Source organism: Actinacidiphila sp. bgisy167 (assembly GCF_965342175.1).
GTDB lineage: Bacteria > Actinomycetota > Actinomycetes > Streptomycetales > Streptomycetaceae > Actinacidiphila.
The window spans coordinates 1-23,739 of record NZ_CBDRBL010000051.1 but is presented as its reverse complement, the minus strand read 5'-3'; the positions used below and the strand labels follow the sequence as shown (position 1 = coordinate 23,739).

Below are 23,739 nucleotides of genomic sequence, written 5' to 3'. Positions count from 1 at the left end.
CTCGCACCGCCGGATCGATGAGCCCCAGGAGCCCCGGGTAGCCGATGAGCGCTCGGCTGTCGCCGGGAGGCGGACTTGGCCAGCCTGCGCTGACCGCCCCGCGGGCGACGGGATGCCGGCGGGCTCAGCGCGGCGCCGGGTCGCGTTCCGCGCTCTCGTCGGCGCGGCCGCCCTCCCCGAGCAGGCCCGTGTCGGTGATGTCGGCGCGCTCCTCCAGGTCGCCCAGGGTGCGCCGGGCCCGCCAGGTGACCAGGCCCGGCAGGAGCACGCGCGCCGCCTGGACGCCGCGCAGCCAGGACTGTACGTAGACGGCGGGCGCCCGGCGCTCGACACCCCGCACGAGCCGCTCCGCCGTGGCCTCGGCGGAGTAGGTGCGGCTCGCCGGCCACGGCATCAGGGCGCGCAGTTCGCGCATCGTCGTGTGGCGTTCGGCGTCGCGGATCATCTCGGTGTCCGTCCAGCTCAGGTACGCGACGCCGACGCCGACCCCGCGGTGGGCCACCTCCGCGCGCAGGGAGTGCGCGAACGCCTCGACCCCCGACTTGGAGGCGCAGTAGGCGGACATCAGCGGGGCCGCGCCCATGGCGGCGAGCGACGACACCTGCAGGTAGTAGCCGCGGGCGCCCAGCAGGTGCGGCAGGAAGGCACGGGCGGTCAGCGCGCTTCCGACGAGGTTGACCTCGACGATCCTGCGCCAGGTCGCCATGGAGGAGTCCACGAGGGGGCCGCCGGCCGCGATCCCGGCGTTGGCCACGACCACGGAGGCCTGGCCCAGCCGTTCCGCCACCCCGTCGGCGGCGCGGCGCAGCGCGGCCTCGTCCGTGACGTCGACGCACCAGGCCCGCGCGATGCCGGGCGCGGCGGCCGCGGCCGCCTCCAGCTCCTCGGGTTCCAGACCGAGGAGGGCGACCCGGGCCCCGCGCGCCGCGAGGAGGTGTGCCGTCTCCCGCCCGATGCCCCGGGCGGCGCCGGTGACCACGGCCGTGCGTCCCGCCAGCGCCGAGGAGCGTGCCACCTGCGGCCTCCGATTCCCGCGGTCCGCGACCGCCGTCGGTGAAGAAACTTCGCGAAGGTGCCTATAACGACCGTAACCGAGGGCAGAAGACCCAGCGGCCGGGAAGCACGAGGTTCCGCCGGAGGGTCTCATGGCAGTACGACACCGACTTGTGCGCGGAGAGCCGAAGGACGTGTGGGCCGTACTCGCGGATCCCACCCAGTACGGGAAATGGGTCGTGGGACCGTCCTCGTCACGGCACGACGACGGGAAGTGGCCCGCCGAAGGGTCCAGCATCGAGTACACCGTGCCGCTGGGCCCGGCGAAACTCACCGGCAAGACGGTCGTCCGGATCTGCCGGCCCCCGGAGAAGTTGGAGCTGGAGGCCCTCAGCGGATGGCTGGGCTCCGCGCGGATCGCCTTCGAACTGCGCTCCTGGGGCCGCGACACGCTGGTCGTCGTGGACGAGCACCCGCTGCGCGGCCCCGGCGGCCTGCTGCACAACGCCGGACTGGACGCCCTGCTCCAACTGCGGCACCGCCGCATGCTCGGCCGGCTGGCCGAAGCCGTGGAGACGCAGGCCGCACACGGAGGCGAGGACGGCTGAACGGGGAGCCGACGACGGGAGGCACGCCATGGCGGACGCGGTGGTGATCGGCGCCGGCCCCAACGGCCTGGTCGCCGCGAACCTGCTCGCCGACGCGGGATGGAGCGTCGAGGTCCTCGAGGCGCAGGACGAGCCCGGTGGCGGTGTCCGCTCAGCACGGGACGTCCATCCGGAGTACGTGCACGACTTGTTCAGCTCCTTCTATCCCCTGGCGGCCGCCTCACCCGTCATCCGGGGACTCGGGCTGCACCGCGAGGGGCTGCGGTGGAGCCACGCCCCGGCCGTGGTGGCGCATCCGCTGCTGGACGGGCGCTGCGCGGTGCTGCACCGGCGGGCCGTCGACACCGCCGCGGTCCTCGACGCGGACACCCGCGGCGACGGCGCGGCCTGGTTGCGGCTCTGCACGGTCTGGGACCGCCTCGGGGACGACCTCGTCGACGCGCTGTTCACCCCCTTCCCCCCGGTGCGCCCGGGGCTGCGGCTCGCGGCGCGGCTGCGCGCGGGCGGCGGACTGCGGATGGCCCGCACGCTCGTGCTGCCGGTGCGGCGGCTCGGCGAGGAGGAGTTCGGGGGCGAGCTGGGCGCCCTGCTGCTGGCCGGCAACGCGCTCCACGCCGACCTGGCGCCGGAGGCCGCGGGCAGCGGCGGGTTCGGCTGGCTGATGGCCATGCTGGGGCAGACCCACGGCTTCCCCGTGCCGGTCGGCGGCGCCGGGTCGCTCACCGCCGCCCTCGTCGCCCGGCTGCGCCGGCGCGGCGGCACGCTCCGCTGCGGGGCACGGGTGACCTCGGTCGTCGTGCGCTCCGGGCGGGCGGCGGGGGTCCGCACGGCCGACGGCGACGCGGTGCCGGCCCGCCGCGCCGTGCTGGCCGACGTGTCGGTGCCCGCCCTGTACGGCGAGCTCCTGAGCCGCGACGACCTCCCGGCGCGGGTCCTGGAGGACCTGCGCCGCTTCCAGTGGGACTTCGCGACCTTCAAGGTCGACTGGGCCCTTGACGGCCCGGTGCCGTGGTCGGCGCCCGCGGCCGCGCGGGCCGGCACGGTGCATGTGGCCGAAGGGGTCGACGACCTGACCCGGTTCGCCGCGCAGATCGCCATGGAGCAGGTGCCCGAACGGCCCTTCCTCGTGTTCGGGCAGATGACGACGGCCGACGCCTCCCGTTCGCCCGACGGGACGCAGTCGGCCTGGGCGTACACCCACCTTCCCCAACGGATCCGCGGCGACGCGGGCGGTTCGGGGATCGTCGGCACCTGGGATCGCACAGACCAGCAGCTGATGGCCGACCGGGTGGAAGCACAGGTCGAGCGGTACGCCCCCGGGTTCCGTTCGCTCATCGCCGCCCGCCGCGTCCTCGCCCCGTCCCGGTTGGAGGAGCACAACGCCAATCTCCACGGCGGCGCCATCAACGGCGGAACGACGGCCATGCACCAGCAGTTGGTGTTCCGTCCACTGCCGGGCACCGGACGCCCCGAGACGCCGATCGCCGGCCTGTTCCTGGCGTCGGCCGGAGCTCATCCCGGCGGCGGGGTCCACGGGGCACCGGGCGCCAACGCCGCCCACGCCGCGCTGCGCTCCCGCTCCCCCAGCCGGCTGCTGAGCGGCGCACAACGTGCCCTCGCCCGCCGCAACCGCCTCGGCAGGCGCGGCTGAGCGGCCGGGTCCACGGGCGGCGGGGCCCCCACCGCGGAGCCCACGTCCGCCGCGCTCAGTTCTGGGTGCGGCGCACACACGCCGCGACGACCTCGCTCAGGTCACCGCTGCGGCGCAGCAGATCCCGCTGGATCTGGGCGCCGTTGCCGGTCTTCAGGAGTCCTGCGAGCGCGTCCTGAGCGGGGAGCAGGTCGCCGTTGTCCTCCAGGGCGTCGCGTACGTGGTCGAACAGGGCCCGCACCACGGCCTCGGCAGGAGCGGGTTCCATGGTGAAGGGGTGCACCAGGCGGCCGTCGACGCCCTCACGGGCGGCACGCCAGGTCGCCAGCCGCAGCAGGGCCACGCTGTGAGCGGACGGCGGCTCGCCGTCCCGCCAGGCACGGGCCGCGGTCTCCACCAGCGCCCGTACCAGCGTCGCCAGCAGCGCGGTGCTGGACGCGTCCAGGCACACGTCCGCTACGCGGATCTCGACGGTGGGATAGGTGTACGAGAGGCGGGCGTCGAAGTAGATCATGCCCGGGTCGCGCAGCGCCCCGGTGGCGATCATGGACCGCACCAGTTCGTGGTAGCGGGCCGCGGAACCGAACGGCTCGACCGGCCCGGCCGACGGCCATCTGCCCCACACCCGGCTGCGGTAGCTCGCATAGCCGCTGTCCCGGCCCTGCCAGAAGGGGGAGTTGCCGCTGAGCGCGAGCAGCACCGGCAGCCAGCCGCGGATCCGGTCGAGGACCGCCACGCCCTCCTCGTCGGACTCCACCGACACGTGGACGTGGCAGCCGCAGGTCAGTTGCTCGTCCGCGGTCAGACCGTACCGCTCGCGCATCCACCGGTAGCGCTCCCCGGTGCTGAGCGACGGGTGCACCGGCAGCGGCGAGGTCGCGAGCGCCGCGACCGCGCAGCCGGACCGCTCCGCGTGCCGGGCGGCCTCCGCCCGCCACCGCACGACCTCGGCGGCCAGGTCCTCCATCCGCGACTGCGGCCGGGTGGCGAACTCCAGCTGCTCCCTCTGCAGCTCCGCCTCGAACACCTCCACGCTCGCGGCCGCCTCGCAGCGCGCCGCGGCCAGCACCGCCGCGGACAGCGCCCGCGGCTTGCCGGACTCCGCGTCCAGCAGCAGGAGCTCCTCCTCCACACCCACCGTCCGCATCGCGCCACTCCCCTTCCACGGGCCGCGTGGAGTCCACGGGCGGCGGGGAGCGTGGGACACGCCGCGCCGGAACCCCGGATCACCGTGACAGCACCAATACGCCAGGCACCCTCCTGCTTCCCCGCCCGCGCTCATCGATGCACCGGCGGTCCCGCGCCTCGGTCATCGGCGTGCCCGCCGGTCACCGGCGCTCCGGTGAAGCTTCCGAGCAGCGTCGTGGCGCTGGATATGCTGGGGAAATGGAGAAGGGCAAGAGCGACGACTGGCTGACCGCCGACGAGCAGCGGGCGTGGCGCACCTACCTGGACGTCGGCACGCTGGTGCTCAGCCGGCTCGGCCGGGACCTGGAGCCGTTCGGCCTGACCATCAACGACTACGAGATCCTGGTGAACCTCTCGGAGTCGCCCGAGCGCCGCATGCGGATGAGCGACCTGGCCCGCGCCACCCTGCAGTCCAAGAGCCGGCTGTCCCACCAGATCAGCCGCATGGAGAGGGCGGGCCTGGTCCGCCGCGAGAACTGCGAGTCCGACCGGCGCGGGCTGTTCGCCGTCCTCACCGAGGACGGCTGGGAGACCATGCGCAAGGTCGCCCCGCACCACGTCGCCGCCGTCCGCGAGCACTTCATCGACCTGCTCCCCGAGGAGGCCCAGAAGGCCATCCGCAGGGCACTCACTCCGGTCGCCGAGCACCTGCGCGCGGTACGCGGCCCGAACTGACGCGGCCGCCGAGCCCTTCGCCGCACGCCGGCGATCGCGGCGTTTCGGACCCATGGGCCCGGGCAGGCGTCCTGCCGAGGGGGGTTTCCCGCGAGTGCTAGGGAGTCGACCCCATGTCAACAGGGACACTTCTGGCGATCATCATCCCCGTAGTCGTGGTCCTCGCCCTGATCGCGGTGGCGGCCACCCTCTTCGTACGCCACCAGCGCCTGAAGCAGCGGTTCGGCCCGGAGTACGACCGTGCCGTCGAGGACGCCGGCAGTCGCAAGGACGCCGAGCAGGACCTGGCCGCCCGCGCCAAGCGCCACGACGCACTGGACATCAAGCCGCTGCCGAGCGGCGTCCGCGACCGCTACGCGCGGGAGTGGAACAGCGTCCAGGAGGAGTTCGTCGACAGGCCCGAGGACGCCGTTCACGACGCCGACAGCCTGGTGGCCTCCCTGATGCGCGAGCGCGGCTACCCGACCGAGGACTTCGACCAGCAGGTCAAGGACCTGTCGGTGGAGCACGGCCAGACCCTGGAGCACTACCGGGCGGCCCACGAGGTCAACGACCTCAGCACCCGGCACGAGGCCACGACCGAGCAACTGCGCGGCGCGATGGTCCATTACCGCGCCCTGTTCGACGAGCTGCTCACCGACGGCGGCGGGCGGCGCCACGCCCGGGCCTGACAACGGGCCCACCCCATCGACCCAGCCTGGAAAGGCGGAAACCATGGAACGCGAGCGTGTCTCCCGCGGAAGCGGGCTGGCCACCGAAGACCTCGCAGAGACCCACGCCCCCACCGGAGCACCGCAGGAGCGCACCGACACGGCCCGCCCCGACACGGGCTCCAGGCCGCCGGAATTCCCCGGGGAGAGCACCGGCACACGCGGCGAACCGCCCCCGGACGAAGCGGCGGCCGAAGCCCCCGCACGGGACACCACCGAGCCCGCGGGGGACACCACCGCGGACGAGGCCCCGCAGCTGCTGCGTTCCGAGGACCAGGAGGGCTTCCGGGCCCGTTGGCAGCGGATCCAGAGCGATTTCGTCGACGACCCGCGCGACGCCGTGCACGCCGCCGACGAGTTGGTCGCCGACGTCATGCAGAAACTGGCGTCGACCTTCGCCCAGCACAAGCAGGACCTCGAAGGCCAGTGGACCCGCGGCGAGCAGGTGAACACCGAGGACCTGCGCACGGCTCTCCGGCGCTACCGGTCCTTCTTCAACCGCCTGCTGTCGACGTAGGCCACACGGGCACCGCATGGTCGGGCGCCGCCGGGCAGGCGGCGCCCTTCGGCGTGCGCGGGCGTCCATGGGGCGCCGCACCGGCGGGCCGCCGCCTCGATCCGCCGGGCATGGTGGAGCGTCAGCAGGGCACACGCGGGGTCAGGAGGTAAGAAATGGTTCCCTTGCTGCTTGTCCTGCTGCTGGCCCTGATCCTTTTCGGGGCGGGCTTCGCCCTCAAGGCCCTGTGGTGGATCGCGCTGATCGTGCTGGTGGCGTGGCTGCTCGGCTTCGTGTTCCGGGCAGCGGAGGGCGGCGGGCGCCGCCGCTGGTACCGGTGGTGACCTGAGGCCGGTCGTATCGGAGCACCATGCCGGGGTGCCGGCCGCACGTCGCGGTCGGCACCCCGTCCGTCGTCTCCGTCGTCGGTGTCACTCCGCCCGGGGGGCGAGAGCCGCGACGGCCACGGCGGCGGTCACTCCGGTCCAGGCGACGGGGCCGAGCGGGGTGCAGCCGAAGAACTGGCTCACCCCGGGGGTCTGGATCACCGCGATGAGCGCCGCCGCCGAGCCGAGCACGGTGAACCAGACCAGAGGGCTGTGCCGGCGGCCGGTCACGGTCTGGGTGAGCTGAGCGCCCACCACCCCGCACAGCGCCATGGTGCTGGTGCGCCGGGCACTTCCCGGGGTGGCTGTGCCGACCAGCCAGGCGGTCGTGGCGCCCAAGGCGGTGAGGATGCCGCGGTGGCGGATCTGCCGGGCCAGCGGCGCGCCCAAGGTCCCCAGCCCCAGCGGGGCGGTGCCGGTCCTGGCCGTCCCCTGCCGCTCTGCTCCGCCCTCGCCCTGTGCGGCGGCCGCGTCCGCGGCGTCGCCGCCCTGCGGGGTCACGGCGACCGCCATCGCGGGGAACATGTCGGTGAGCAGGTTGACCAGCAGGAGCTGCCGGGTCGACAGCGGTGACGCACCGGATACCAGCGTCCCCAGCAGGGAGAAACCGATCTCGCCGGCATTGCCGCCGATCATGACGGTCAGGGCGTCGGCGACGCTGCGCCACAGGGCGCGTCCCTCGGCGACCGCTTCCGTCAGCGCCGAGAGCTCGTCGTTGACGATGACGAGGTCCGCGGCGTTGCGCGCGGCGGCCGAGCCCCGGACGGCGATGCCGACGCCGACGTCCGCCGCCCTGATGGCGGCCGCGTCGTTGGAGCCGTCACCCACCATGCCGACGACCCGCCCGGACTCCCTGAGGGCCTCGATCACCTGGAGTTTCTGTTCGGGCGCCACACGGGCGACGACGTCGCAGTCGCGTACGAGCGACGCCCGGCCGGCGCGGTCGCGGGTGGCGAGCTCGTCGCCGGTGACGACGGAGACGTCCTCGGGCCAGCCGAGTGCGACGGCGACCGCCCTGGCGGTCTCGGGGTGGTCGCCGGTGAGCATCACCGGCCGCACACCCGCCTGCCGCAGTCCGGAGATCAGCGGCGCCGCGTCGGAACGGGGCGTGTCGGCCAGGGCGATGAAGCCGGTGAGCTCCAACCGGTAGTGATCCAGGGGCTGTTCGAGCGCCCCGTCGAACTCCCCCGGGTCGAGGTGGTGTTCCGCCACGGCCAGGACGCGCAGCCCCTCGGCCGCCAGTGCCTGGGTCGTCTCGTTGGTGGTGCCGTCGCCGTCGTGGCAGAGCGGCAGCACCACCTCAGGGGCTCCCTTGACCACCAGCAGCGGGTTGCCCTCAGCGTCGTGCCCGGTGGCCGCGGCGTAGCCGCGGGAGGCCTGGAAGGGCTGGGTGTCGCCGGGCGTCCAGTGCGGGTCGTCGCCCGCCGCGTCGAGCACGGCCCCGTCGGTGGCGTGGGCGTGGACGCCGTGGTTGTCGCCCATCGGGGGGCAGGTCCGCGCCGCCTGCCGCAGGATCGCCTGGCCCTGCGGGGAGTCGGCCCCGTGGACGCCGCCGTCGGGAGCTGCGGTGCGGACCACACGCAGCCGGTTCGCGGTGAGGGTGCCGGTCTTGTCGAAGCACACGGTGTCCATCCGCCCGAGTGCCTCCAGGGTGCGCGGGGTGCGCACGAGCACGCCGTGGTCGGTCAGCCTGCGCGCGGCGGCGAGCTGGGCGACGGTCGCGGTGAGCGGCAGCCCTTCGGGGACGGCCGCCACGGCGACGGCGAGCCCTCCGGACACGGCCTGCCGTACGGGGGTGCCGCGCAGCAGCGACAGACCGGTGACCGCGGCGCCGCCCGCCAGGGTGAGGGGCAGCACGGACGAGGTCAGTTCACGGAGCCGGGCCTGCACGCCCGGCGCCGGCGGCATCCGGCCGGCCAGGTGGGCCGCACGGCCCGCCTCGGTGTCGTCACCCGTGTCGACCACGACGGCGCGCCCCTGCCCCGCCACCACGGTGGCGCCCTGGAAGACCATGCAGTGCCGGTCGGGGACCGGCACCCTGGGCGTGGGCTCCACCTGCTTGAGGGTGGGCAGGGACTCCCCCGTCAGGGAGGACTCGTCGACCTCCAGGTCCTCGGCTTCGAGCAGGCGCGCGTCGGCCGGGACGACGTCGCCGGTGTGCAGCTCGATCACCTCCCCTGGGCTGAGCCGTCCGGCCTCGACGGTGCGGGTGTCTCCGGTGTCGGGGTCGACGACCCGGCGCGCCTGCTGCCGCTGGCTCACGGCGAGGGAGGCGAGGGCCTGTTCGGCACGCAGGCGCTGGATGCCGCCCACGAGTGCGTTGATGCCCATGGCGCCGGTGACCAGGAAGGCGTCCACCGCCGAACCCAGCAGCGCGGAGGCGGTGGCTCCCACGGCGAGCACGGGCGTGAGGGGGTCGTCCAGTTCGGCCCGGACGGCGACCAGAAGCCGCCCCGTCAGCCGCAGGGGGGCGGCGGCGGGCGACGCGGCCATCGTCCGGCCCACGCGCTCGGCCGCCGACCACGCGCGGGTCGACTCGTCGTGGAGGTCGCGTTCCGCCCTCCGCAGCCGGTCGAGGACCTCATGGGGTTCCAGGGCGTGCCAGGGCACCCGCGGGCGCGACCGGGGCACGTCGCGTCGCAGTACGCGCCGGGCGCCGCCGAGGCCGTCGACGAGGGCCGCCGCGGCCGCCGCGTTGACCGGGCTCAGTCGCAGCCCCGCCTTCCAGGCGGCGCGCCGCCCCCGCGAGCCGCGGGTGAGCACCATCAGCTCCGACAGGGCCGCCCCGGCCTCGGCCAGGATCTTGGCGCGCCGGGCGGCGGCTCGGAAGCCGGGTACGGCCGCCAGCAGCCGCCAGACACCGGAGAGGTCGTCCAGGACCAGGGCGTCGGCGGCCCACAGGACGGCGCTGCCCGGGTCGACGACTGTCACGGCCACGTCGCTGCTCATCAGGCCCGTCGGCAGGTCGTCCTCGGGTCGTGTCCCGGCGGCCGGCCGTGCGACGGTGAGCACCGTCCGCCCGGAGCCGCGCAGTCGGCGCACGAGATCCGTCAACGACTCGTCGGCGGAGATCAGTTGGTCGGCGAGCGCCCCGAACTCGCCCAGGGTGCCGTCGTCGGCGACGACCACGTGCAGGCCCGCGCGCCGGGCGGCGTCGAGCACCGCCTCCGCCAGCGGATCGACCTCCCGGCCCACGAAGACGCTGCCCACCTCGTGGTTGTCCGCGTCGAGGACGGTCATCCGCCCGGTGCGGGTGCCGGGCGCGCTGCCGGCGACGGGCCGCAGGCGCACCCCGTCGCCGTCCGGCGGCCCATCGCGCCGGTCCGGCTGCTCGTCCTGGGCCCGCAGAGTGGCCGCGGCGGCGTGCCAGAGCCGCTCGTGGTCCCAGGAGGTGTCGGCGCCGGGCACCGCTTCCAGCAGAGTGCGCCTGCGTCCGCTGAGCACCGAGTGGTGCAGCACGACGCTGTCGACGAGTTCCAGCTGCCGGATCCGTTCCACGTCGCGCACGAGCACCCTGCGTCGGGCCAGACCGGTGCCCAAGGCGGCGGTGAACGCGGTGGGCCCGTAGCGGGCGGCACGCGGTGAGGCGGCCAGAACCGCCTCGGCCGCCTCGGCGCTGTCGCGCGTGAAGGCCAGGGTCGCCACCGCCCCCAGCAGACCCCCCGTGACGGCCTGGTCGGCGTACTGGTCCGCGGGCCTGACGTTCAGGCGGGGGCGGCGCACCCGGGGTGTCGGCAGACTGTGCCGGTCCGGTGCGCACAGGCGGTCGTGGACCTCGTCGAACAGTGCGGAGCGGGCGATCGACTCGACGAGCTGGGCGGTCCGCAGTGCCGCGTCCAGCACCAGGGCGGTCGGGGACTGCCCGAATCCGTGCGCTGCCGCGTAGGCGGCCGAGAGGACGACGTCGGCGTTCGGCTCCCCGAGCCTCCGCCGGAGCCACGACCGCGGTCGCGAGTCCTCCCGCAGCGCGGTGACGGCCGCAGTGATCACGCGCGGGGAGCTTCTCAGCCGCAGTATCCGCGCGGTCGCCGCGGTGGCGATGCCCGCGACGTCGCAGCACAGGGCCGCGGCGTGCACGCGGGCTCCTGGTGCCTGCCCCGGGTGGTCGTGGTCCAGCGCCGCGGCCTGCGGCTGCTCGAGTCGGTGGCGGTCGGCAAGCTCGGCCGCCCGCGCCGCCACCTTGGCGGCCACCGCGTCCTCGGCGAGCTGTACGACCAATGACTCCAGGCCGCCGTCCCAGTAGGCCCCCAGCACATCGGGGTGCTCCGTCAGTGCCGCGGCCACCTTGCGGGCGGCTGCCTCCACCTGGCGCCGGTCGAGGGCGGCGCCGGAGCGCGGCCGCAGCGGGAGGTGCATGCGGCGTCCGCCCACCCAGCAGGCCCCGGACCCGACCGCGTGCTGCGTGACCCGACCCAGCCGCAACGCCCCTCGTGAGGCGGCGGCGGCGCCGCGCCACGCCGAGCGCGCACCGGCGTCCGCGGCGCGCACACCGGCGTCCGCCAAGGACGCCGCCTGCCGCGCCACGCCGGTGGGCGCGGAGGCGGCGAGCCGCAGCCCTGCCGCGGGCAGTCCGATCAGCAGCCCCAGTCCGTGCGCCGGCCTCATGTGGCGGAGGCCTTCGCCTTCTTGTGTTCCTTGGCCTTGATCTTGGCCTTGCTCGGTCCGCCCTCGGGAACCGGCAGTTCGTCGGGCCTCGTCATCGCGTCCGGCCCCTTCTCGGCCATGGGCGCCTCCCGGGTCGGGGCCGCCGCCATGTGCCCCTGCGCGTGCGGCGCGGCCGGGATCCGGGTCTCCGGCGGGACCGCCGTGTCCTCGCTCTCCGCGCCCTCCGGCGCCTCAAGGACCGGCTTCTCCCCGGTCGCTTCCCGGGCCGACGCCTGCTCGCGCCGCGCACCGGACCGCTGCTGCGTCAACCAGACCGCGGCGGCTCCCGCCGCCGCCACCGGCCACTCGACGACTCCGGCGGCACCCAGGAGTCCGGCGCCCGCGTAGGCTGCCACCCGCCGCTTGCGCGGCGAGACCACGCCCACCGTGTCCAGCACACTGTCGAACGTCTCTTTGACCACCCCGGCCCCGGGCAGCCGCTGCGCCGTGGACTTCATCGTGTCCAGGGGGTGCGCCACGGCTTCCATCACGGCCGAGGATGAATGACGACCAGTTTCAGCCATTTTTTTCACCTCATATAGGTGCTTCCCAGAAATATGGAGCTGAACAATCCGGCCGCTGGACGAGGCACGGGCTTCAGACGTGCCGAACCCCGCGGTTCACGCTCCGCCGTCCCCCCGCACACATGCCCTCAGGCGCGCGCTCCGGCGACCTCGTCGGCCACGTGGCGGTCCAGCGCGGCACGCACCAGAGCGTCCGCGAGGACCGCGTAGGCGGCCTCCGGCACCAGGTCGGCCAGTTCCTCGGGCCGCGTCGGCAGCCCGAGCCGTTCCGCGCCCTTGAGTGCCTTCCCGTCGAAGACCGGACGCGTCTCCGGCCAGACCGCCTGCACCTCCCGCAGGAAGATCTCCACTCCGACGGGCCCGAGTCCGGGCACCTCGCGCAGGGCGCGGCGTATCGCGTCCGGGTCGCCGTCCGCCTGGTCGCGCAGGCGGCGCAGGTCGCCTCCGTAGCGGTCCAGGATCAGCTGCGCGCCGTCCCCGAGCTGCGTCGCCGTGCGCTCGTCATAGCGCCGGTAGTGACCCCTGCCGAGGGCGTCGACCCGCTGCTGCCAGGTGGCGTCGCGCATCCTGCGGGGGTCGCGCATCCCGGCGGCGAACAACTCGTGTGCCGCCGCCGTGGCCACGGACGCCTTGATGCGGGCGCCGAGCAGGCACGCCGCGACCAGCACCTGGTAAAGGGGCTGAGGGGTGTTCCGCAACCTGATGCCGGCGTCCTCGGCGTAGGTGCGGCCCTCGTGGTCGAGCAGGGCCTCGACCGTGGCCTTGTCCTTGGCGGTGTCCCGCTCCCGGGTCGTTCCGGTCATCTCACGTCACCTTCTCGCGATGCGCGGGGTCCCTCCTCGGGTCTGCTACCCGGCGTGCAACCGGTACACGGCGAAGGCACGGTCGATCACGGGCTGGGCGACGTTGCGGACCCGTACGCCGCCCGCCGTCATGCCACGCTCGACGCCCCGGTGCGCGTGGCCGTGCACGGCCAGGTCGGCTCCGCCGCCGTCGATCGCCTCGGCCAGGAGGTAGCTGCCGAGGAACGGATGGATCTCCGGGGGTTCCCCGGCGAGGGTGTCGGCCACGGGCGAGAAGTGCGTGAGCGCCACCCGTACGGTGCGCTCGTCCCGCGGCAGTCGCTCCAGCGCGGCCCGCAGCCCCGTCGCGCTGCGGCGCGTCAGGGCCACGAACGCCTTCATCTCGGGTTCCCCGAACTCACCGGCGCTCCGCCCGGCGAAGCCACCGCCGAAGCCCTTGGTGCCCGCGACCGCCAGTCGCGCGCCACCGCAGTCGACGAGGGTCCCCTCGCCCTCCAGGACGGTGACCCCCGCCCCGGCCAACGCGGCCGCGATCTCGCCCTGCTGTCCGCTGTGGTAGTCGTGGTTGCCCAGCACGGCCACCACGGGCACGGGCAGCCCTGCGACCTCGCACGCGACGACCTCGGCCTCCTCCACGGTGCCGTGGCGGGTGAGGTCACCGGCGAGCAGCAGGACGTCGGCACAGCCGGGCAGCGTGTCGAAGGCCGGCCGGAGCGTGCCGCCGCTCTCCCGGCCCAGGTGGATGTCACCGACCGCCGCCACGCGGATCACGGCAGTTCCTCGGCGTGGTCCGGGGCGGCGGCACTGGTGATCCGCAGGTCGCAGACGACAAAGGAGCCGCCGGATTCCTCCTCGGCGATCCGCACGACGGCGTCACGCGCCGGCGCGTCGGGCACCGCGCCGGACAGCACCACGCCCCCGCCCCGCTCCTCGACGCGAATACCGAGTTCGGCCACCTCGTCGCCGGCGAGGCGGCGGCGCAGCCGCTCGACGAGGTAGTCGTCGGCGGCGGTCATGACGGCGCTCCGCGCGGCGCGATGACGCCGAGTCGCTCGAGCAGGTAGAGGAAGGCGTCAGGCATCGGCTCCGTCTGGTACCGGCAGCGGACGCCGTCCCAGTCGATGCGCTCGCGCAGCGTCCTGGCCAGGGGCAGCAGCGCGGCGAAGTCGCAGTGCTGCTCGGTGAGGGCGCCGAGGAGGCTGCTCAGCAGATCGGTCGGCGGGAGCACGGGCATCCGCACGGAGTCCACGGCCAGCACCGGTGCGTTCGCCAGAAGTTCGGTGGTCACCGGGCGGCGCCCGAGTTCGAAGATCAGGTCGATGTCCTCACCGTCGGCTCGGGCCTTGACCAGCCAGTCCTCCGGTGCCGGAACGGCCTGGACGCCGTCGTCGGCCAGGGCCCGCAGCACCGCCCCGGCGTCTTGACGGCGGACGCAGAAGTCCGTGTCGTGCTGCAGGCTGCCGGGAACGCCGTGCGCGTAGGCGGCGACGCTTCCGGTCAGCGCGAACGGCAGCCCGGCCGCCTTCAGCACGGCCGCCACGCGCTTGGTGGTCTGCAGGATGGCCTGTGTGTGGTCGGTGGGCAGGCGCGACGAGCCCCCCGTCCCTGCGGACGCACGGCTCCCGGTCGTCCCCGTCTCCATGGCGGCGGCTTCGGCGGCGGGACCGGCAGTGTCAGCGGCGGCCTCGGGCGCGACGTCGGCGTCGTTCATGAACGGCCCTCCGTCCTGGCATCCCCCGCGGCGCCGCACCGGGGCGGCGGAGCGGGACTCACTCGTCCGGGCGCGTACCCGCCCGCGTCCCCGGCACGCCCGCGGAGGGCGGGGCAAGCGCTACGTTGGCCCAATGGGATGAACTCCGCGACGAGCGACGGCCCCGCCGGGAGCCCCCGGATACCCATGGTTCCATGAACGTGAACCCCATCGAGATGCAGAAGGCCCTGGGTGGCGTGGACTACCCCGCCTCGAAGCAGGACATCATCGACCGCGCGAGCAGCAACAAGGCGGACCGCGACATCATCGACGCCCTGGAGACCCTTCCGGACCAGGAGTTCGACTCCCCCGCCGAGGTCAGCCGGGAGATCGGGAAGCACTCCTGAGACCGAGGCGGTTCCCTGACCGCGCCGCACGCCGTCCGGGCCCGCCCCGGGCGGCGTGCGGCGCTGCCGTGTGCGGGCGAGTCGTGGTGGGGGGCGCGATGTCCTCCCCGCCCCCTCCTGTCGCGGGGGGTGCCGAGGGCCGGTGAGCGACGGCAAGGCGACCTCGCTGCCTCGATCAGCCTCAGCCCCGGACCGTCCGTTCACCGGCCGCCGCCGGCCCCTCCCTTTCGCCGGGTGGTGGCGGACGACGGGAGTCGGCGGATCCCACTCGAGCGCATGCGGGCGCCGGGTCATTCGTTCGGTGGGCGTCCGGTACGCAGCATGCGCAGGACGGCCCGCTCCGCGGGTCCGTGCGTGGCGGGGATCCCGTACACGCCCTGGTCGCCCAGCTCGGGCAGGGCCGAAACGATGGTCACCCCCTCCTCGTAGAGCTCGACGACCCGGGGGTTGATGTACGAGGCGCGGCACACGGCAGGGGTGTTGCCGAGGTATCCGGACACCTCTCTGGCCGCCCTGGCTATCGCGCGGCGGCGGCCCGACTCGCTGCGCACCACACCATGGGACACCGCGAGGGCGACCGCCGCCATGACGGTCGCGTGCCAGGTGCGGAAGTCCTTGGCGGTCGCCTCCGTCCCCGCCAGCTCCTTCAGGTACGCGTTGACGTCCGCGCCGCTCACCTCCCGCCACGCGGGACGCTCCCAGTAGGCGAGCAGCCGGTCGCCGCCTCCGCGCCGTCGCAAGAGCGCGGCCAGGCTGCGGTACGTCGGCGAGTCCACCACCCCCTGGACCCGCTCCTTGCCATGCTTCGCGGGGTAGGTGAACACCACTTCGCCACGGCGGCAGCGCCCGTGGGCACGCAAGAGGGTCGTCAACCCATAGGTGTCGTTGAGGTCGACGTAGCGGTCGCTGCCGATCCGGAAGAAGCCGAGGTCGAGCAGGCGCACGGCCGTCGCCAGCACACGGTCCCTGGTGAGTCCCCGGTCGCACAGATGGGCTTCCACGGCTTCCCGGACCAGGGGGAGGCGCTCCGCGACGTCGAGGACGTGGTCGTGCTTCGCCTGCTCCTGCTCGGCGCGGAACTGCGGGGGGTAGAGGTACTGACGGCGGCCCGCGGCGTCGGTCCCGACCGCTTGGAGGTGTCCGTTGGCCCGCGTGCAGATCCATACGTCGCTCCAGGCGGGCGGTATCACCAGTGCCTTGATCCGGTCGAGTTCCGCACGGTCACGCAAAGGCGTCCCCTGGGTGTCGAGATACCGGAATCCCAGTGGGGTTGGCGGGCGTAGCCCGGGTCGGTGGGCCTGCTGTGGTGAAGGCGCACGTGCGTTCCCGAAGTGCCGTTGTGTCGCGTCCCGCCCGTGCCGATCAGTGCGGTGACGGGTGCCGGGCGGCTCCTGAGCGTCGGTTACCCCGATGCATGGACTCCAGTCCCGTGCGCCTTCACCGTGTCAGGCGGCAGGGGGCGACATCTCCCGCCCTGACCCCGGCGGGGCCGCGCCAGGGACGCGACCCGCACACGGGCGCGGGCGGCTGCTGCTCCGTCACCGTTCGCGGCCGGTGCCGCATCCCGCTGCGCGTCAGGGCTCGTCCTCGTGCCGCTCGGGTCGGTGGGTCTCCAGTCCCTCGATGGGATTGCCCGCCAGCGTGCCGTGTTCGGCGGAATAGCCTTCGGCTCCCGCGGCGGTGCCGCGGACCACCCGCTCGTGCGCGCGGTCCTCCTTGCCGCTTCCCGCGCCCGGTGCCTTGGCTGCGGATTCCCCGGTTTCCTTCTCCCGCTTCCTGGCCATGGCTCCACTCCTCGCTGCCGTGGCTCGATCGGACAGGGCGCGCCTGCCCGGGGCAGGTACGGCGAAACGCTCAGCACCATCTCACCGCCGGTGCGCATCCCTCACCACATGCGGGACGAACGGAGAGGTACGGCCGACCGGCAGCGGCGCGAAGAGCGCTTCCCCCGGTATGGCACCGGCCCCATACGGGAGCAGCCCTCTCGGCGCCGCCCGCCGCGGCGCGGGATGTGAAGCCGGGTGACACGCTTCGAAGGGCTTGCGTTCCTGAGGCTGTCCCATGTCGTGCCTCCTGGGAGCTTCATCGGCACTTGGAAGAAATGATAAGAACTGACCGCATGTCGTTCGAGCGCTGGAACGGCCGCGATCGGCGGGGAAATGTTTTGCCGCCGCCGGAGGGGCAAGGCGTGGGGTGCCACTGGGGAGTTCCGCCGGCCGTCGTCGGCCGGAAAGTTTCCGCGGCGACGGCGGTCGGTGGCGGCAGTCCCGGGGAGTGATGGCGCAGACGCGAAGGACTTCAAGGGAGTGATCACCGTGCCCGCTGGGTCGAACCGCAAGCGTGAGCGGCAGTACGAGCACATCAAGGAGAGCGCCGAGGACCGGGGCGAGAGCGAGAGGCGGGCCAAGGAGATCGCCGCCCGTACGGTCAACAAGGAACGCGCCCGCGCGGGCGAGTCCAAGACCGCCAGCCGCAGCTCCCTCGAGGACATGTCCTCGGGCAGGAGGGGCGGCCAGCGCTCCGGAAAGGGCTCCCGAGGCCCCACCTACGACCAGCTCTACGCCGAGGCCAAGCGCCGCAACGTCGACGGCCGCTCCCACATGAACAAGGCCGAGCTGCAACGCGCTCTCGACCGCGGCTGAACACCGCGAGGAAGGCAGGTGCCACCATGCCCGTTCGCGAGGAGGTCACGACGGCCGCGACCGAGACCGCGCAGGAGTACGCGGGTGGCGCCGACCGGCCGCTCGGCGCCTTCGGCGGGCTGATGGCGGGCTACGGCGGCGCGGTGTGCGCCATCGCGGGCGCGGCCCGGCTCACCGGCAGGAAGGTGGCCGAACCCACGCCGTGGGATGTGGCTCTCTGCGCGGGCGCGACGCACCGCCTGTCGCGTCTGGTCACCAAGGACGCGGTCACCAGCCCGCTGCGCGCGCCCTTCAGCCGCTTCAAAGGCACGACGGGTCCTGCCGAGCTGGAGGAGGAGGTGCGCGGAAGCGGTGCCCGCAAGGCGGTGGGTGAACTCCTCACCTGCCCGTTCTGCACGAGCCTGTGGTTCGCCACCGGATTCGCGGCGGGGCTGGTCTTCGCCCCCGCCGCGACCCGGCTAGCGGCCGGCACCCTCACCGCGCTCACTGTCTCCGACCTGCTGCACTTCGCCCGCTCGCGGGCCCAGCGCGCCGCAGGGGAGTGAACGTCCCGTGCCGGCCGGCTGCCGGGTGATCGTCTACCCGCCGACGCAGACCGGCGGCCGCCGCCTGCGCGTGGACGGGGAGATCCTCGGCGTCGCCTACGGCATGCGGGACTTCATCAAGTTCCTGCGGCGGGCCGGTATCGACCCTCACAAGGTCAGCGTGACCGATCCCGACCTCGTCGAGTGGCGCGGCGCCGGGCCGACGGTATGGCGCTGCGGTCACGGCGGCCCGGCGAAGCCCGCCTCGGGACGGGTGCGCAGGGACTTCCGCACGCCGGCGCCCGCCGGCGTGGTGGACGTGACCCTGGACGGGCCTTTGGAGCAGGTCTCACGCGTCCGGGCCTGGATCGAGAGCCGTGCGGCGAGCGGCAGCAGCATGCTGATGGAGTTGCCGGGCGGAAAGGTGCGCTGCCGGCTGCGCCTCCTACCGCCGCCGGAGGACTGACGGCGGCACGCGCCGCCGACGACGGGGCACTCCTCCGCCCGGTCCGGTCCGCCGGAGGAGTGCGCTGTCATCGGCGGCGCGTCCGTCCTGTGGCGCCCTCGCGGCACAGCCGGCATCGACGCACCCGGACTGCCTGCGGCCAGGGACCGTGTGCTGGCGACGGCCGTGCGCCTGCTCGACCTCGGTTTCTTCCGGATCGGCAGCGACCGCTACGTCGACCACAACGACACCTAACCTATGGGTTGACGACGCTCTTGCGTGCCCACGGGCGCTGCCGCCGTGGCAATCGCGCGGCGGCGGCCCCGCTCGCTGCGCGCCCTGGCTCCAGGCGGCGCTGGACAGTGTGCCGTCCCGGCCCGCCCCGGACCCGGGCCGCGCGGCAGCGGGGACGGCCGCGTACCCGGCCTCACATCGCGGGCCTCAGCGGCCCGGACGCCTGGCGCCGGACGCCGGCGCCGCGGGCCCGCCGCCTCATATGCCGTTGGCGACGGCCCTGTGGCCGGGCCCAGTGCCTCTCACGGCAGGGGCGTGCCGCCCGTGGCGTTGACGACCTCCGCCGTGATGTAACTGGCACGCTGGGAGGCGAGGAACACGTAGGCCGGGGCCATCTCGGCCGGCTGGGCGGGGCGCCCGAGCGGGGACTGCTTGCCGAACTCCGTGGTGTCGGGCATGGTCGCGGGGATGAGCGGCGTCCACACCGGGCCCGGCGCCACCGCGTTGACGCGGATACCCTTGGCGGCGACCATCTGCGCCAGCGACTGGGTGAAGTTCACGATGGCCGCCTTGGTCATCGCGTAGTCCAGCAGGTGCGGACTGGGCTTGTAGGCCTGGACGGAGCTGGTGTTGATGATGGAGCCGCCGGCCGGCAGGTGCTCCAGCGCCAGCTTCGACAGCCAGAACATCGCGTACAGGTTCGTCTTGAGCACCCGGTCGAACTGCTCCGTGGTGACGGCGGCGATCCCGTCCGGCTGGGACATCTGGTACGCGGCGTTGTTGACGAGGATGTCGAGCCGCCCGAACTGGGCCAGCGCCAGATCGATCACCTCGCGGCACTGGTCCTCCTCACGGAGGTCGCAGGAGAGGGCGACTCCCTTGCGTCCGGCGTCCACCACGAGCCCCACGGTGGTGTCCGCGTCCTCCCGCTCCTCCGGGAGATGGGTGATGAGCACGTCCGCGCCCTCGCGGGCGAAGGCGAGCGCGACGGCGCGGCCGATCCCGGAGTCGCCGCCGGTGATCACCGCGGCCCTGCCCGCCAGCTGGCCCGTGCCCTCGTACGAGGTCTCGCCGTGGTCGGGCGGCGGGTCCATCGGGCCGGTCCATCCCGGGTGGGGCTGCTCCTGGGCGGGGAAGTCCGGCTGCGGGTGCCGGGTGGCCGGGTTCTCGTCGCGGGGGGTCATGGCAGCTGTTCCTCCGTCACTTCTCGATGGCGACGCGTAGGGAGCGCACCTGCTGGTCGGTGGCGTCGGGAACGACCATTCCGGCCTCGACCCCGGTGCGCAGATAGTCCAGTACCTCCTGGTCGAGGCGTTCACCGGGCAGCGCGGCGGGGATCCCCGGCGGGTACGGCGTCAGCATCTCCGCGGCGACCCTCCCTTCGGCCTCGGCGAAGGGCACCTGCTCGGTCGGGCCGAAGAAGGCGTCACGGGGCAGGACGACCTGCTCCAGGACGAGTTCCCGCGGGCTCGGGATGTCCACGGCCGGCGCCGGCCGCAGGTCGTCGGCGTGGTCGGCGAGGTCGGCCAGGGCGGCGACGAGCACCTTGGCGGTGTCGTCGTTGTCGGCGTGGGTGAGCTGGGCGCTGATCCGGCGATGGTCGCTGACGTGCAGGTTCACACCGTGGTGGGCCCGCAGCCAGTCCGCGGCGCGGTATCCCGTGATCCCCAGGGCCGTGATGTCGACGATCACCTGGAGGGGGTCCAGGTCCGCGGCGCGGTTCGGGCCGCAGAAGTCGTCGCGGCCGTGCACGTGGTAGCCGTCGAGCTGCCCGATCTCGCGGCGCAGATCCGCGGCCAGGGCGAGGGCCCGGTCGTACAGCGCATGCCCCTGCTCCACCATCTGCCGGCGCCAGCCGTCCAGCGCCGCGTACAGCAGCACCGACGGGCTGGTGGTGCCCAGCAGGTCCTCGCGGGCCTTGAGCACCGCGGGGTCGACCAGGTCGCCCTGGAGGTGGAAGACCGAGGTCTGTTCGAGCGCGGAGCCCATCTTGTGCACGGAGGTGACGCACACGTCCGCCCCGGCGTCCATGGCCCAGGTCGGCAGCGCGGGGTGGAAGGGCAGGTGCGCTCCCCATGCCTCGTCCACGACGAGGGGTCGGCCCTGCCGGTGGCACTCCTGGGTGATCGCGTGCAAATCCGCGCAGGTGCCGTACGGGGTGGGGCTGGTGACCAGGGCGCCCTTGGCTTCGGGGTGGGCGCGCAGGGCCGCGGCGACCGCCCGGGGCGAGGGCGGGTGGGCGAGGTGGAGGTCCGGGTCCCACTGGGGGCGCACCCAGATCGGCTCCTGCCCCGCAAGGATCAGCCCGGAGATGACGGACTTGTGGGCGTCCCGGCCGACGACGAGCTGTTCGTGCGGCCCCGCGACCGAGAGCATGGCCGACTTGACCGACAGCGAACTGCCGCAGGTGGAGAAGAACGTGCGCTCCGCTCCCACGGCGTCCGCCATGAGCTCCTGGGCCTTCTCCAGCACTTCGTGCGAGGACGTGCGGTCGTCCAGTCCGCTGGTGGCCAGGATGTCGGAGCGGAACACCGACTCCCCGAGCGCCTCCAGGACGCGGGGGTCGGCGCCGCGGCCCTGTTTGTGGCCCGGCGGGGTGAACGGTGTCTGCCCGGTGGCGTGGTAGGCGGCGAGTGCCTCCAGGACCGGCGCGTGCGAATGGTCCATGAACTGCGGCTGCCCGCGCCTTCCTCGGGGAAACGCCGGGGGCGGCCACGGGGGTCAGCGGCCGCGATGCTCGGTCGGCGGTTCCTGCGGGTCGACTCCGCTGAACTCGGACGTGTCCTTGGCGCCGCTGGGCCGGCCGGAGGGACCGCGCTCGCCGGTGTCCTCGATCTGCCTCTTGCCGGAGGCGCCGGCCCGCTCCTCGCCGCTGCGCGACACGTCCTGCACCGGTGTGCCGGCCTTCGACGCCTCGATGTCCTCGGCGGACGGCTCGCGGTTCTTCCCGCCGGGTGCGTAGGCGTCCGGGTGGAAGGAGCGGTGGCCGCTGGGGTTGTCCTGCTGCGTCTCGGCGTCCACGTCCGTGGCCCAGCCGTGCTGGTCCTCGCCCTTGTGCCGGCTGGGACCCTCGCCGTGCGACGGGTGCTGCTTCTTCGTCATCGTGCTTCCCCTTTGATGCGGATCTTTCATGCTTTTTCCATCCTTGAGGGCGCGTGCCCCGGTGTCACCGGCTCATGCGTAGCGCGATGCCCATCGCGACGGCGGGTAGGCGAGGGGCAGCCGGGGGACGACGGGAAGGCCCGGGGGCGTGTCCCGCGCGGTGAGGGGAAGCCGCCTCGAAGGGAGACGTCCACCACATACCGCGACAGAAGGAGGCCTGTTATGGGACACGGTGGAAATGTCATCGCGGAGCTCACGGCCGACCACCGGGAGGTGGAGGAGCACTTCGCACGCCTGCGGGCACTGCCCGCGACCGACAAGGAACGCAGGACCGTGCTGGACGAGGTCACCATCGAACTGGTCCGGCACGCGGTGGCCGAGGAGATGTACCTCTACCCGGCGGTCCGCGAGCACCTGCCCGGAGGGGACGCCCTGGCGGACAAGGAGATCCAGGAGCACGCCGAGGTCGAGCAGGCCCTCAAGGACCTGGAGGACGTCCCCATCGACGACGCCCGTTTCGACCAGCTGGTGGGCAAGCTGATCACGGACGTCACCGCGCACGTCCGGGACGAGGAGCAGCAGCTCTTCCCGGCCCTGGCGCAGGCCTGCTCGCCCGAGCGGCTCCTGGAGCTGGGCGAGAAGGTGCGCGCGGCGAAGAAGGTCGCCCCCACCCGGCCCCACCCCGGTGCCCCCGACACCCCGCCCCTCAACAAGCTGCTGGCACCTGGGACCGGGCTGGTGGACCGGGCCCGCGACTTCGTCACCGGCCGCGGGAAGTCCTGACGCGGTCGACCACGGTGGGTAGCGCCGGGCCGCTCGGGCGGGACGCCGCCCGAGCGGGCCAGGACCTGCCTGGCCTCGGGTGCGGGCCGTGCGTCAGAGTTCGCGCAGAGCGGGCAGCAGCGTCTTCTCGGCCCAGTCCAGGAAGGCCGCCTGGGTATCGCCGCCGACCTGTACCAGGGCGATCTCGGTGAAACCCGCTTCCGCGTACGGGCGGACCGCCGCCACGAAGGCATCCGGGTCGTCCCCGCAGGGGATGGCCCGCGCGACGTCCTCGGGTCGTACCGGGGCGCTCGCCGCGGCGAAGGCCGCGGTCCCGGGCAGTTCGGAGTTGACCTTCCAGCCGCCACCGAACCAGCGGAACTGCTCGTGTGCCCGGCGCACCGCGGCGTCCCGGTCGGTGTCGTAGCAGACGGGCAGCTGCCCGACCCGGGGTTTCCCCGCGCCGCCGTGCTCGTCGAAGGCGCCCAGCAGGCCGGCGTCCGGGTCCGTGGCGATCAGCAGGTCGGCGAGGCGGCCCGCCAGTTCGCAGGACCGCGCACCGGACGCCGCGATCCCGATCGGCGGCGGCCGGTCGGGCAGATCCCACAGCTTGGCCGACTCCACGCCGAAGTGCCCGCCGCGGCGGTTGACGTAGCCGCCCTCGAAGAGGGCCCGGATGATCTCGACAGCCTCGGCGAGCATCTCGTGGCGTACATCGACGGAGGGCCATCCGCCGCCCACCACGTGCTCGTTGAGGTTCTCGCCCGAGCCGAGCCCGAGGCGGAACCGGCCGTCGGACAGCAGTTGCAGCGTCGCTGCCTTCTGCGCGACGACGGCGGGGTGGTAACGCATGGTCGGGCAGGTCACGTACGTCATCAGCGGGATCCGCGTGGTGGCCTGGGCTGCCGCGCCGAGAACGCTCCAGGCATACGGCGCGTGGCCCTGCTCGTCCAGCCAGGGGAAGTAGTGGTCGGACATCACCGAGAAGTCAAAACCGGCCTCCTCCGCCCGGACCACATGGGCCACCAGGTCCTTCGGGCCGGCCTGCTCGGTCAGCATCGTGTAGCCGAATCGCGTCATACGGGGCGGCTGCCCGGTCGGTCACCGCGAAAACGCCGCCGCCGGGTGTGTGAGCCGGCGGTTCGGGGGCAGCCGGATCGTGCGGCGGGGCAGCCGCACGGCGGGTGAGTGCCCCGGGCGCCGGGTCCCCCCTCCCGGCGTCCGGCACTCCCGGGCCGGGGCCCCGGTCTCAGTC

General features: G+C 73.8%; 24 protein-coding genes and 1 pseudogene. 11 read left to right on the top strand and 14 right to left on the bottom strand.

The window, feature by feature from the left end:
* Nucleotides 1-124 precede the first annotated feature (124 nt).
* The gene (locus ACRWND_RS19650; RefSeq protein WP_431951125.1) at nucleotides 125-1,015 is read right to left on the bottom strand and encodes an SDR family oxidoreductase; all 891 of its coding nucleotides are present in this window, start codon (nucleotides 1,013-1,015) and stop codon (nucleotides 125-127) included.
* Nucleotides 1,016-1,145: 130 nt separating this feature from the next.
* On the opposite strand from ACRWND_RS19650, the gene ACRWND_RS19645 reads away from it, so the two are divergent.
* Both ACRWND_RS19645 and ACRWND_RS19640 read left to right on the top strand, forming a co-directional pair.
* Nucleotides 1,146-1,601: an SRPBCC family protein gene (locus ACRWND_RS19645; RefSeq protein WP_431951123.1), complete on the top strand. Its 456-nt coding sequence runs from the start codon at nucleotides 1,146-1,148 to the stop codon at nucleotides 1,599-1,601.
* A 28-nt stretch (nucleotides 1,602-1,629) separates the two neighbouring features.
* On the top strand, nucleotides 1,630-3,252 hold the full coding sequence (locus tag ACRWND_RS19640; RefSeq protein ID WP_431951121.1) for a phytoene desaturase family protein: 1,623 nt from the start codon (nucleotides 1,630-1,632) through the stop codon (nucleotides 3,250-3,252).
* A 55-nt stretch (nucleotides 3,253-3,307) separates the two neighbouring features.
* Here the strand turns inward: ACRWND_RS19640 and ACRWND_RS19635 are convergent, their stop codons facing one another.
* Nucleotides 3,308-4,399 carry a glutamate--cysteine ligase gene (locus ACRWND_RS19635; RefSeq protein WP_431951119.1) on the bottom strand — a complete coding sequence of 364 codons (1,092 nt, stop codon included), beginning with the start codon at nucleotides 4,397-4,399 and terminating at the stop codon, nucleotides 3,308-3,310.
* 239 nt (nucleotides 4,400-4,638) lie between these two features.
* Here ACRWND_RS19635 and ACRWND_RS19630 point away from each other — a divergent pair, with 239 nt between their 5' ends.
* From ACRWND_RS19630 to ACRWND_RS19615, 4 genes are all read left to right on the top strand, one after another.
* A complete protein-coding gene (locus tag ACRWND_RS19630; protein WP_431951117.1) occupies nucleotides 4,639-5,115 on the top strand; it encodes a MarR family winged helix-turn-helix transcriptional regulator in 477 nt (158 codons plus the stop codon).
* A gap of 113 nt (nucleotides 5,116-5,228) precedes the next feature.
* Nucleotides 5,229-5,786, top strand: a complete 558-nt coding sequence (locus ACRWND_RS19625; protein ID WP_431951115.1) for a hypothetical protein — start codon at nucleotides 5,229-5,231, stop codon at nucleotides 5,784-5,786.
* Between the two features lie 43 nt (nucleotides 5,787-5,829).
* Nucleotides 5,830-6,342 carry a hypothetical protein gene (locus tag ACRWND_RS19620; protein WP_431951113.1) on the top strand — a complete coding sequence of 171 codons (513 nt, stop codon included), beginning with the start codon at nucleotides 5,830-5,832 and terminating at the stop codon, nucleotides 6,340-6,342.
* A gap of 155 nt (nucleotides 6,343-6,497) precedes the next feature.
* Nucleotides 6,498-6,665 carry a hydrophobic protein gene (locus tag ACRWND_RS19615; protein ID WP_431951111.1) on the top strand — a complete coding sequence of 56 codons (168 nt, stop codon included), beginning with the start codon at nucleotides 6,498-6,500 and terminating at the stop codon, nucleotides 6,663-6,665.
* 87 nt (nucleotides 6,666-6,752) lie between these two features.
* Here ACRWND_RS19615 and ACRWND_RS19610 read toward each other — a convergent pair whose 3' ends face one another.
* The 6 genes from ACRWND_RS19610 to ACRWND_RS19585 all read right to left on the bottom strand — a co-directional run bounded on the left by ACRWND_RS19610 (nucleotide 6,753) and on the right by ACRWND_RS19585 (nucleotide 14,389).
* Nucleotides 6,753-11,312, bottom strand: coding sequence for an HAD-IC family P-type ATPase (locus ACRWND_RS19610; RefSeq protein ID WP_431951109.1), 4,560 nt, complete (start codon nucleotides 11,310-11,312; stop codon nucleotides 6,753-6,755).
* On the bottom strand, nucleotides 11,309-11,875 hold the full coding sequence (locus ACRWND_RS19605; RefSeq protein WP_431951107.1) for a hypothetical protein: 567 nt from the start codon (nucleotides 11,873-11,875) through the stop codon (nucleotides 11,309-11,311). Before ACRWND_RS19605 ends, ACRWND_RS19610 begins: the two co-directional genes overlap by 4 nt.
* Before the next feature lie 128 nt (nucleotides 11,876-12,003).
* Nucleotides 12,004-12,678 carry an endonuclease gene (locus tag ACRWND_RS19600; protein ID WP_431951105.1) on the bottom strand — a complete coding sequence of 225 codons (675 nt, stop codon included), beginning with the start codon at nucleotides 12,676-12,678 and terminating at the stop codon, nucleotides 12,004-12,006.
* Nucleotides 12,679-12,723: 45 nt separating this feature from the next.
* Nucleotides 12,724-13,449 (bottom strand): metallophosphoesterase family protein, encoded by a 726-nt coding sequence (locus ACRWND_RS19595; protein ID WP_431951103.1) that lies wholly within the window; start codon nucleotides 13,447-13,449, stop codon nucleotides 12,724-12,726.
* Nucleotides 13,446-13,694: a BON domain-containing protein gene (locus ACRWND_RS19590; RefSeq protein WP_431951101.1), complete on the bottom strand. Its 249-nt coding sequence runs from the start codon at nucleotides 13,692-13,694 to the stop codon at nucleotides 13,446-13,448. Before ACRWND_RS19590 ends, ACRWND_RS19595 begins: the two co-directional genes overlap by 4 nt.
* A complete protein-coding gene (locus ACRWND_RS19585) occupies nucleotides 13,691-14,389 on the bottom strand; it encodes a hypothetical protein (RefSeq protein WP_431951099.1) in 699 nt (232 codons plus the stop codon). Before ACRWND_RS19585 ends, ACRWND_RS19590 begins: the two co-directional genes overlap by 4 nt.
* A gap of 194 nt (nucleotides 14,390-14,583) precedes the next feature.
* Between ACRWND_RS19585 and ACRWND_RS19580 the strand changes: the two genes are divergently transcribed.
* Complete coding sequence (locus ACRWND_RS19580; RefSeq protein WP_431951097.1) at nucleotides 14,584-14,775, top strand: DUF2795 domain-containing protein; 192 nt, start codon at nucleotides 14,584-14,586, stop codon at nucleotides 14,773-14,775.
* 290 nt (nucleotides 14,776-15,065) lie between these two features.
* On the opposite strand, the pseudogene ACRWND_RS19575 reads toward ACRWND_RS19580, so the two are convergent.
* Together ACRWND_RS19575 and ACRWND_RS19570 are read right to left on the bottom strand one after the other, a co-directional pair.
* A pseudogene (locus ACRWND_RS19575) lies at nucleotides 15,066-16,093 on the bottom strand (DNA topoisomerase IB).
* 256 nt (nucleotides 16,094-16,349) lie between these two features.
* Nucleotides 16,350-16,559, bottom strand: a complete 210-nt coding sequence (locus ACRWND_RS19570; protein ID WP_431951095.1) for a hypothetical protein — start codon at nucleotides 16,557-16,559, stop codon at nucleotides 16,350-16,352.
* Between the two features lie 531 nt (nucleotides 16,560-17,090).
* On the opposite strand from ACRWND_RS19570, the gene ACRWND_RS19565 reads away from it, so the two are divergent.
* From ACRWND_RS19565 to ACRWND_RS19555, 3 genes are read left to right on the top strand one after another with little or no spacing between them, the layout of a single operon-like run.
* Nucleotides 17,091-17,417 (top strand): plasmid stabilization protein, encoded by a 327-nt coding sequence (locus ACRWND_RS19565; protein WP_431951093.1) that lies wholly within the window; start codon nucleotides 17,091-17,093, stop codon nucleotides 17,415-17,417.
* A gap of 26 nt (nucleotides 17,418-17,443) precedes the next feature.
* Complete coding sequence (locus ACRWND_RS19560) at nucleotides 17,444-17,962, top strand: DUF1360 domain-containing protein (RefSeq protein WP_431951091.1); 519 nt, start codon at nucleotides 17,444-17,446, stop codon at nucleotides 17,960-17,962.
* Between the two features lie 7 nt (nucleotides 17,963-17,969).
* Nucleotides 17,970-18,407 (top strand): hypothetical protein, encoded by a 438-nt coding sequence (locus ACRWND_RS19555; RefSeq protein WP_431951089.1) that lies wholly within the window; start codon nucleotides 17,970-17,972, stop codon nucleotides 18,405-18,407.
* 515 nt (nucleotides 18,408-18,922) lie between these two features.
* Here ACRWND_RS19555 and ACRWND_RS19550 read toward each other — a convergent pair.
* From ACRWND_RS19550 to ACRWND_RS19540, 3 genes are read right to left on the bottom strand one after another with little or no spacing between them, the layout of a single operon-like run.
* Nucleotides 18,923-19,804: an SDR family oxidoreductase gene (locus tag ACRWND_RS19550; protein WP_431951087.1), complete on the bottom strand. Its 882-nt coding sequence runs from the start codon at nucleotides 19,802-19,804 to the stop codon at nucleotides 18,923-18,925.
* A gap of 16 nt (nucleotides 19,805-19,820) precedes the next feature.
* Nucleotides 19,821-21,287 carry an aminotransferase class I/II-fold pyridoxal phosphate-dependent enzyme gene (locus ACRWND_RS19545; protein ID WP_431951085.1) on the bottom strand — a complete coding sequence of 489 codons (1,467 nt, stop codon included), beginning with the start codon at nucleotides 21,285-21,287 and terminating at the stop codon, nucleotides 19,821-19,823.
* Between the two features lie 54 nt (nucleotides 21,288-21,341).
* Nucleotides 21,342-21,722, bottom strand: a complete 381-nt coding sequence (locus ACRWND_RS19540; RefSeq protein WP_431951083.1) for a hypothetical protein — start codon at nucleotides 21,720-21,722, stop codon at nucleotides 21,342-21,344.
* Between the two features lie 222 nt (nucleotides 21,723-21,944).
* Here ACRWND_RS19540 and ACRWND_RS19535 point away from each other — a divergent pair, with 222 nt between their 5' ends.
* The gene (locus ACRWND_RS19535) at nucleotides 21,945-22,505 is read left to right on the top strand and encodes a hemerythrin domain-containing protein (RefSeq protein ID WP_431951081.1); all 561 of its coding nucleotides are present in this window, start codon (nucleotides 21,945-21,947) and stop codon (nucleotides 22,503-22,505) included.
* 93 nt (nucleotides 22,506-22,598) lie between these two features.
* Here the strand turns inward: ACRWND_RS19535 and ACRWND_RS19530 are convergent, their stop codons facing one another.
* On the bottom strand, nucleotides 22,599-23,564 hold the full coding sequence (locus tag ACRWND_RS19530) for an LLM class F420-dependent oxidoreductase (protein WP_431951079.1): 966 nt from the start codon (nucleotides 23,562-23,564) through the stop codon (nucleotides 22,599-22,601).
* Nucleotides 23,565-23,739 lie beyond the last annotated feature (175 nt).

Excerpts from the sequence above, each read along its gene's own strand:
- ACRWND_RS19645 (WP_431951123.1), top strand. The coding sequence starts at position 1,146 with ATGGCAGTACGACACCGACTTGTGCGCGGAGAGCCGAAGGACGTGTGG.
- ACRWND_RS19640 (WP_431951121.1), top strand. The coding sequence starts at position 1,630 with ATGGCGGACGCGGTGGTGATCGGCGCCGGCCCCAACGGCCTGGTCGCC.
- ACRWND_RS19635 (WP_431951119.1), bottom strand. The coding sequence starts at position 4,399 with ATGCGGACGGTGGGTGTGGAGGAGGAGCTCCTGCTGCTGGACGCGGAG.
- ACRWND_RS19630 (WP_431951117.1), top strand. The coding sequence starts at position 4,639 with ATGGAGAAGGGCAAGAGCGACGACTGGCTGACCGCCGACGAGCAGCGG.
- ACRWND_RS19625 (WP_431951115.1), top strand. The coding sequence starts at position 5,229 with ATGTCAACAGGGACACTTCTGGCGATCATCATCCCCGTAGTCGTGGTC.
- ACRWND_RS19620 (WP_431951113.1), top strand. The coding sequence starts at position 5,830 with ATGGAACGCGAGCGTGTCTCCCGCGGAAGCGGGCTGGCCACCGAAGAC.
- ACRWND_RS19615 (WP_431951111.1), top strand. The coding sequence starts at position 6,498 with ATGGTTCCCTTGCTGCTTGTCCTGCTGCTGGCCCTGATCCTTTTCGGG.
- ACRWND_RS19610 (WP_431951109.1), bottom strand. The coding sequence starts at position 11,312 with ATGAGGCCGGCGCACGGACTGGGGCTGCTGATCGGACTGCCCGCGGCA.
- ACRWND_RS19605 (WP_431951107.1), bottom strand. The coding sequence starts at position 11,875 with ATGGCTGAAACTGGTCGTCATTCATCCTCGGCCGTGATGGAAGCCGTG.
- ACRWND_RS19600 (WP_431951105.1), bottom strand. The coding sequence starts at position 12,678 with ATGACCGGAACGACCCGGGAGCGGGACACCGCCAAGGACAAGGCCACG.
- ACRWND_RS19590 (WP_431951101.1), bottom strand. The coding sequence starts at position 13,694 with ATGACCGCCGCCGACGACTACCTCGTCGAGCGGCTGCGCCGCCGCCTC.
- ACRWND_RS19585 (WP_431951099.1), bottom strand. The coding sequence starts at position 14,389 with ATGAACGACGCCGACGTCGCGCCCGAGGCCGCCGCTGACACTGCCGGT.
- ACRWND_RS19580 (WP_431951097.1), top strand. The coding sequence starts at position 14,584 with ATGAACGTGAACCCCATCGAGATGCAGAAGGCCCTGGGTGGCGTGGAC.
- ACRWND_RS19570 (WP_431951095.1), bottom strand. The coding sequence starts at position 16,559 with ATGGCCAGGAAGCGGGAGAAGGAAACCGGGGAATCCGCAGCCAAGGCA.
- ACRWND_RS19560 (WP_431951091.1), top strand. The coding sequence starts at position 17,444 with ATGCCCGTTCGCGAGGAGGTCACGACGGCCGCGACCGAGACCGCGCAG.
- ACRWND_RS19550 (WP_431951087.1), bottom strand. The coding sequence starts at position 19,804 with ATGACCCCCCGCGACGAGAACCCGGCCACCCGGCACCCGCAGCCGGAC.
- ACRWND_RS19545 (WP_431951085.1), bottom strand. The coding sequence starts at position 21,287 with ATGGACCATTCGCACGCGCCGGTCCTGGAGGCACTCGCCGCCTACCAC.
- ACRWND_RS19540 (WP_431951083.1), bottom strand. The coding sequence starts at position 21,722 with ATGACGAAGAAGCAGCACCCGTCGCACGGCGAGGGTCCCAGCCGGCAC.
- ACRWND_RS19535 (WP_431951081.1), top strand. The coding sequence starts at position 21,945 with ATGGGACACGGTGGAAATGTCATCGCGGAGCTCACGGCCGACCACCGG.
- ACRWND_RS19530 (WP_431951079.1), bottom strand. The coding sequence starts at position 23,564 with ATGACGCGATTCGGCTACACGATGCTGACCGAGCAGGCCGGCCCGAAG.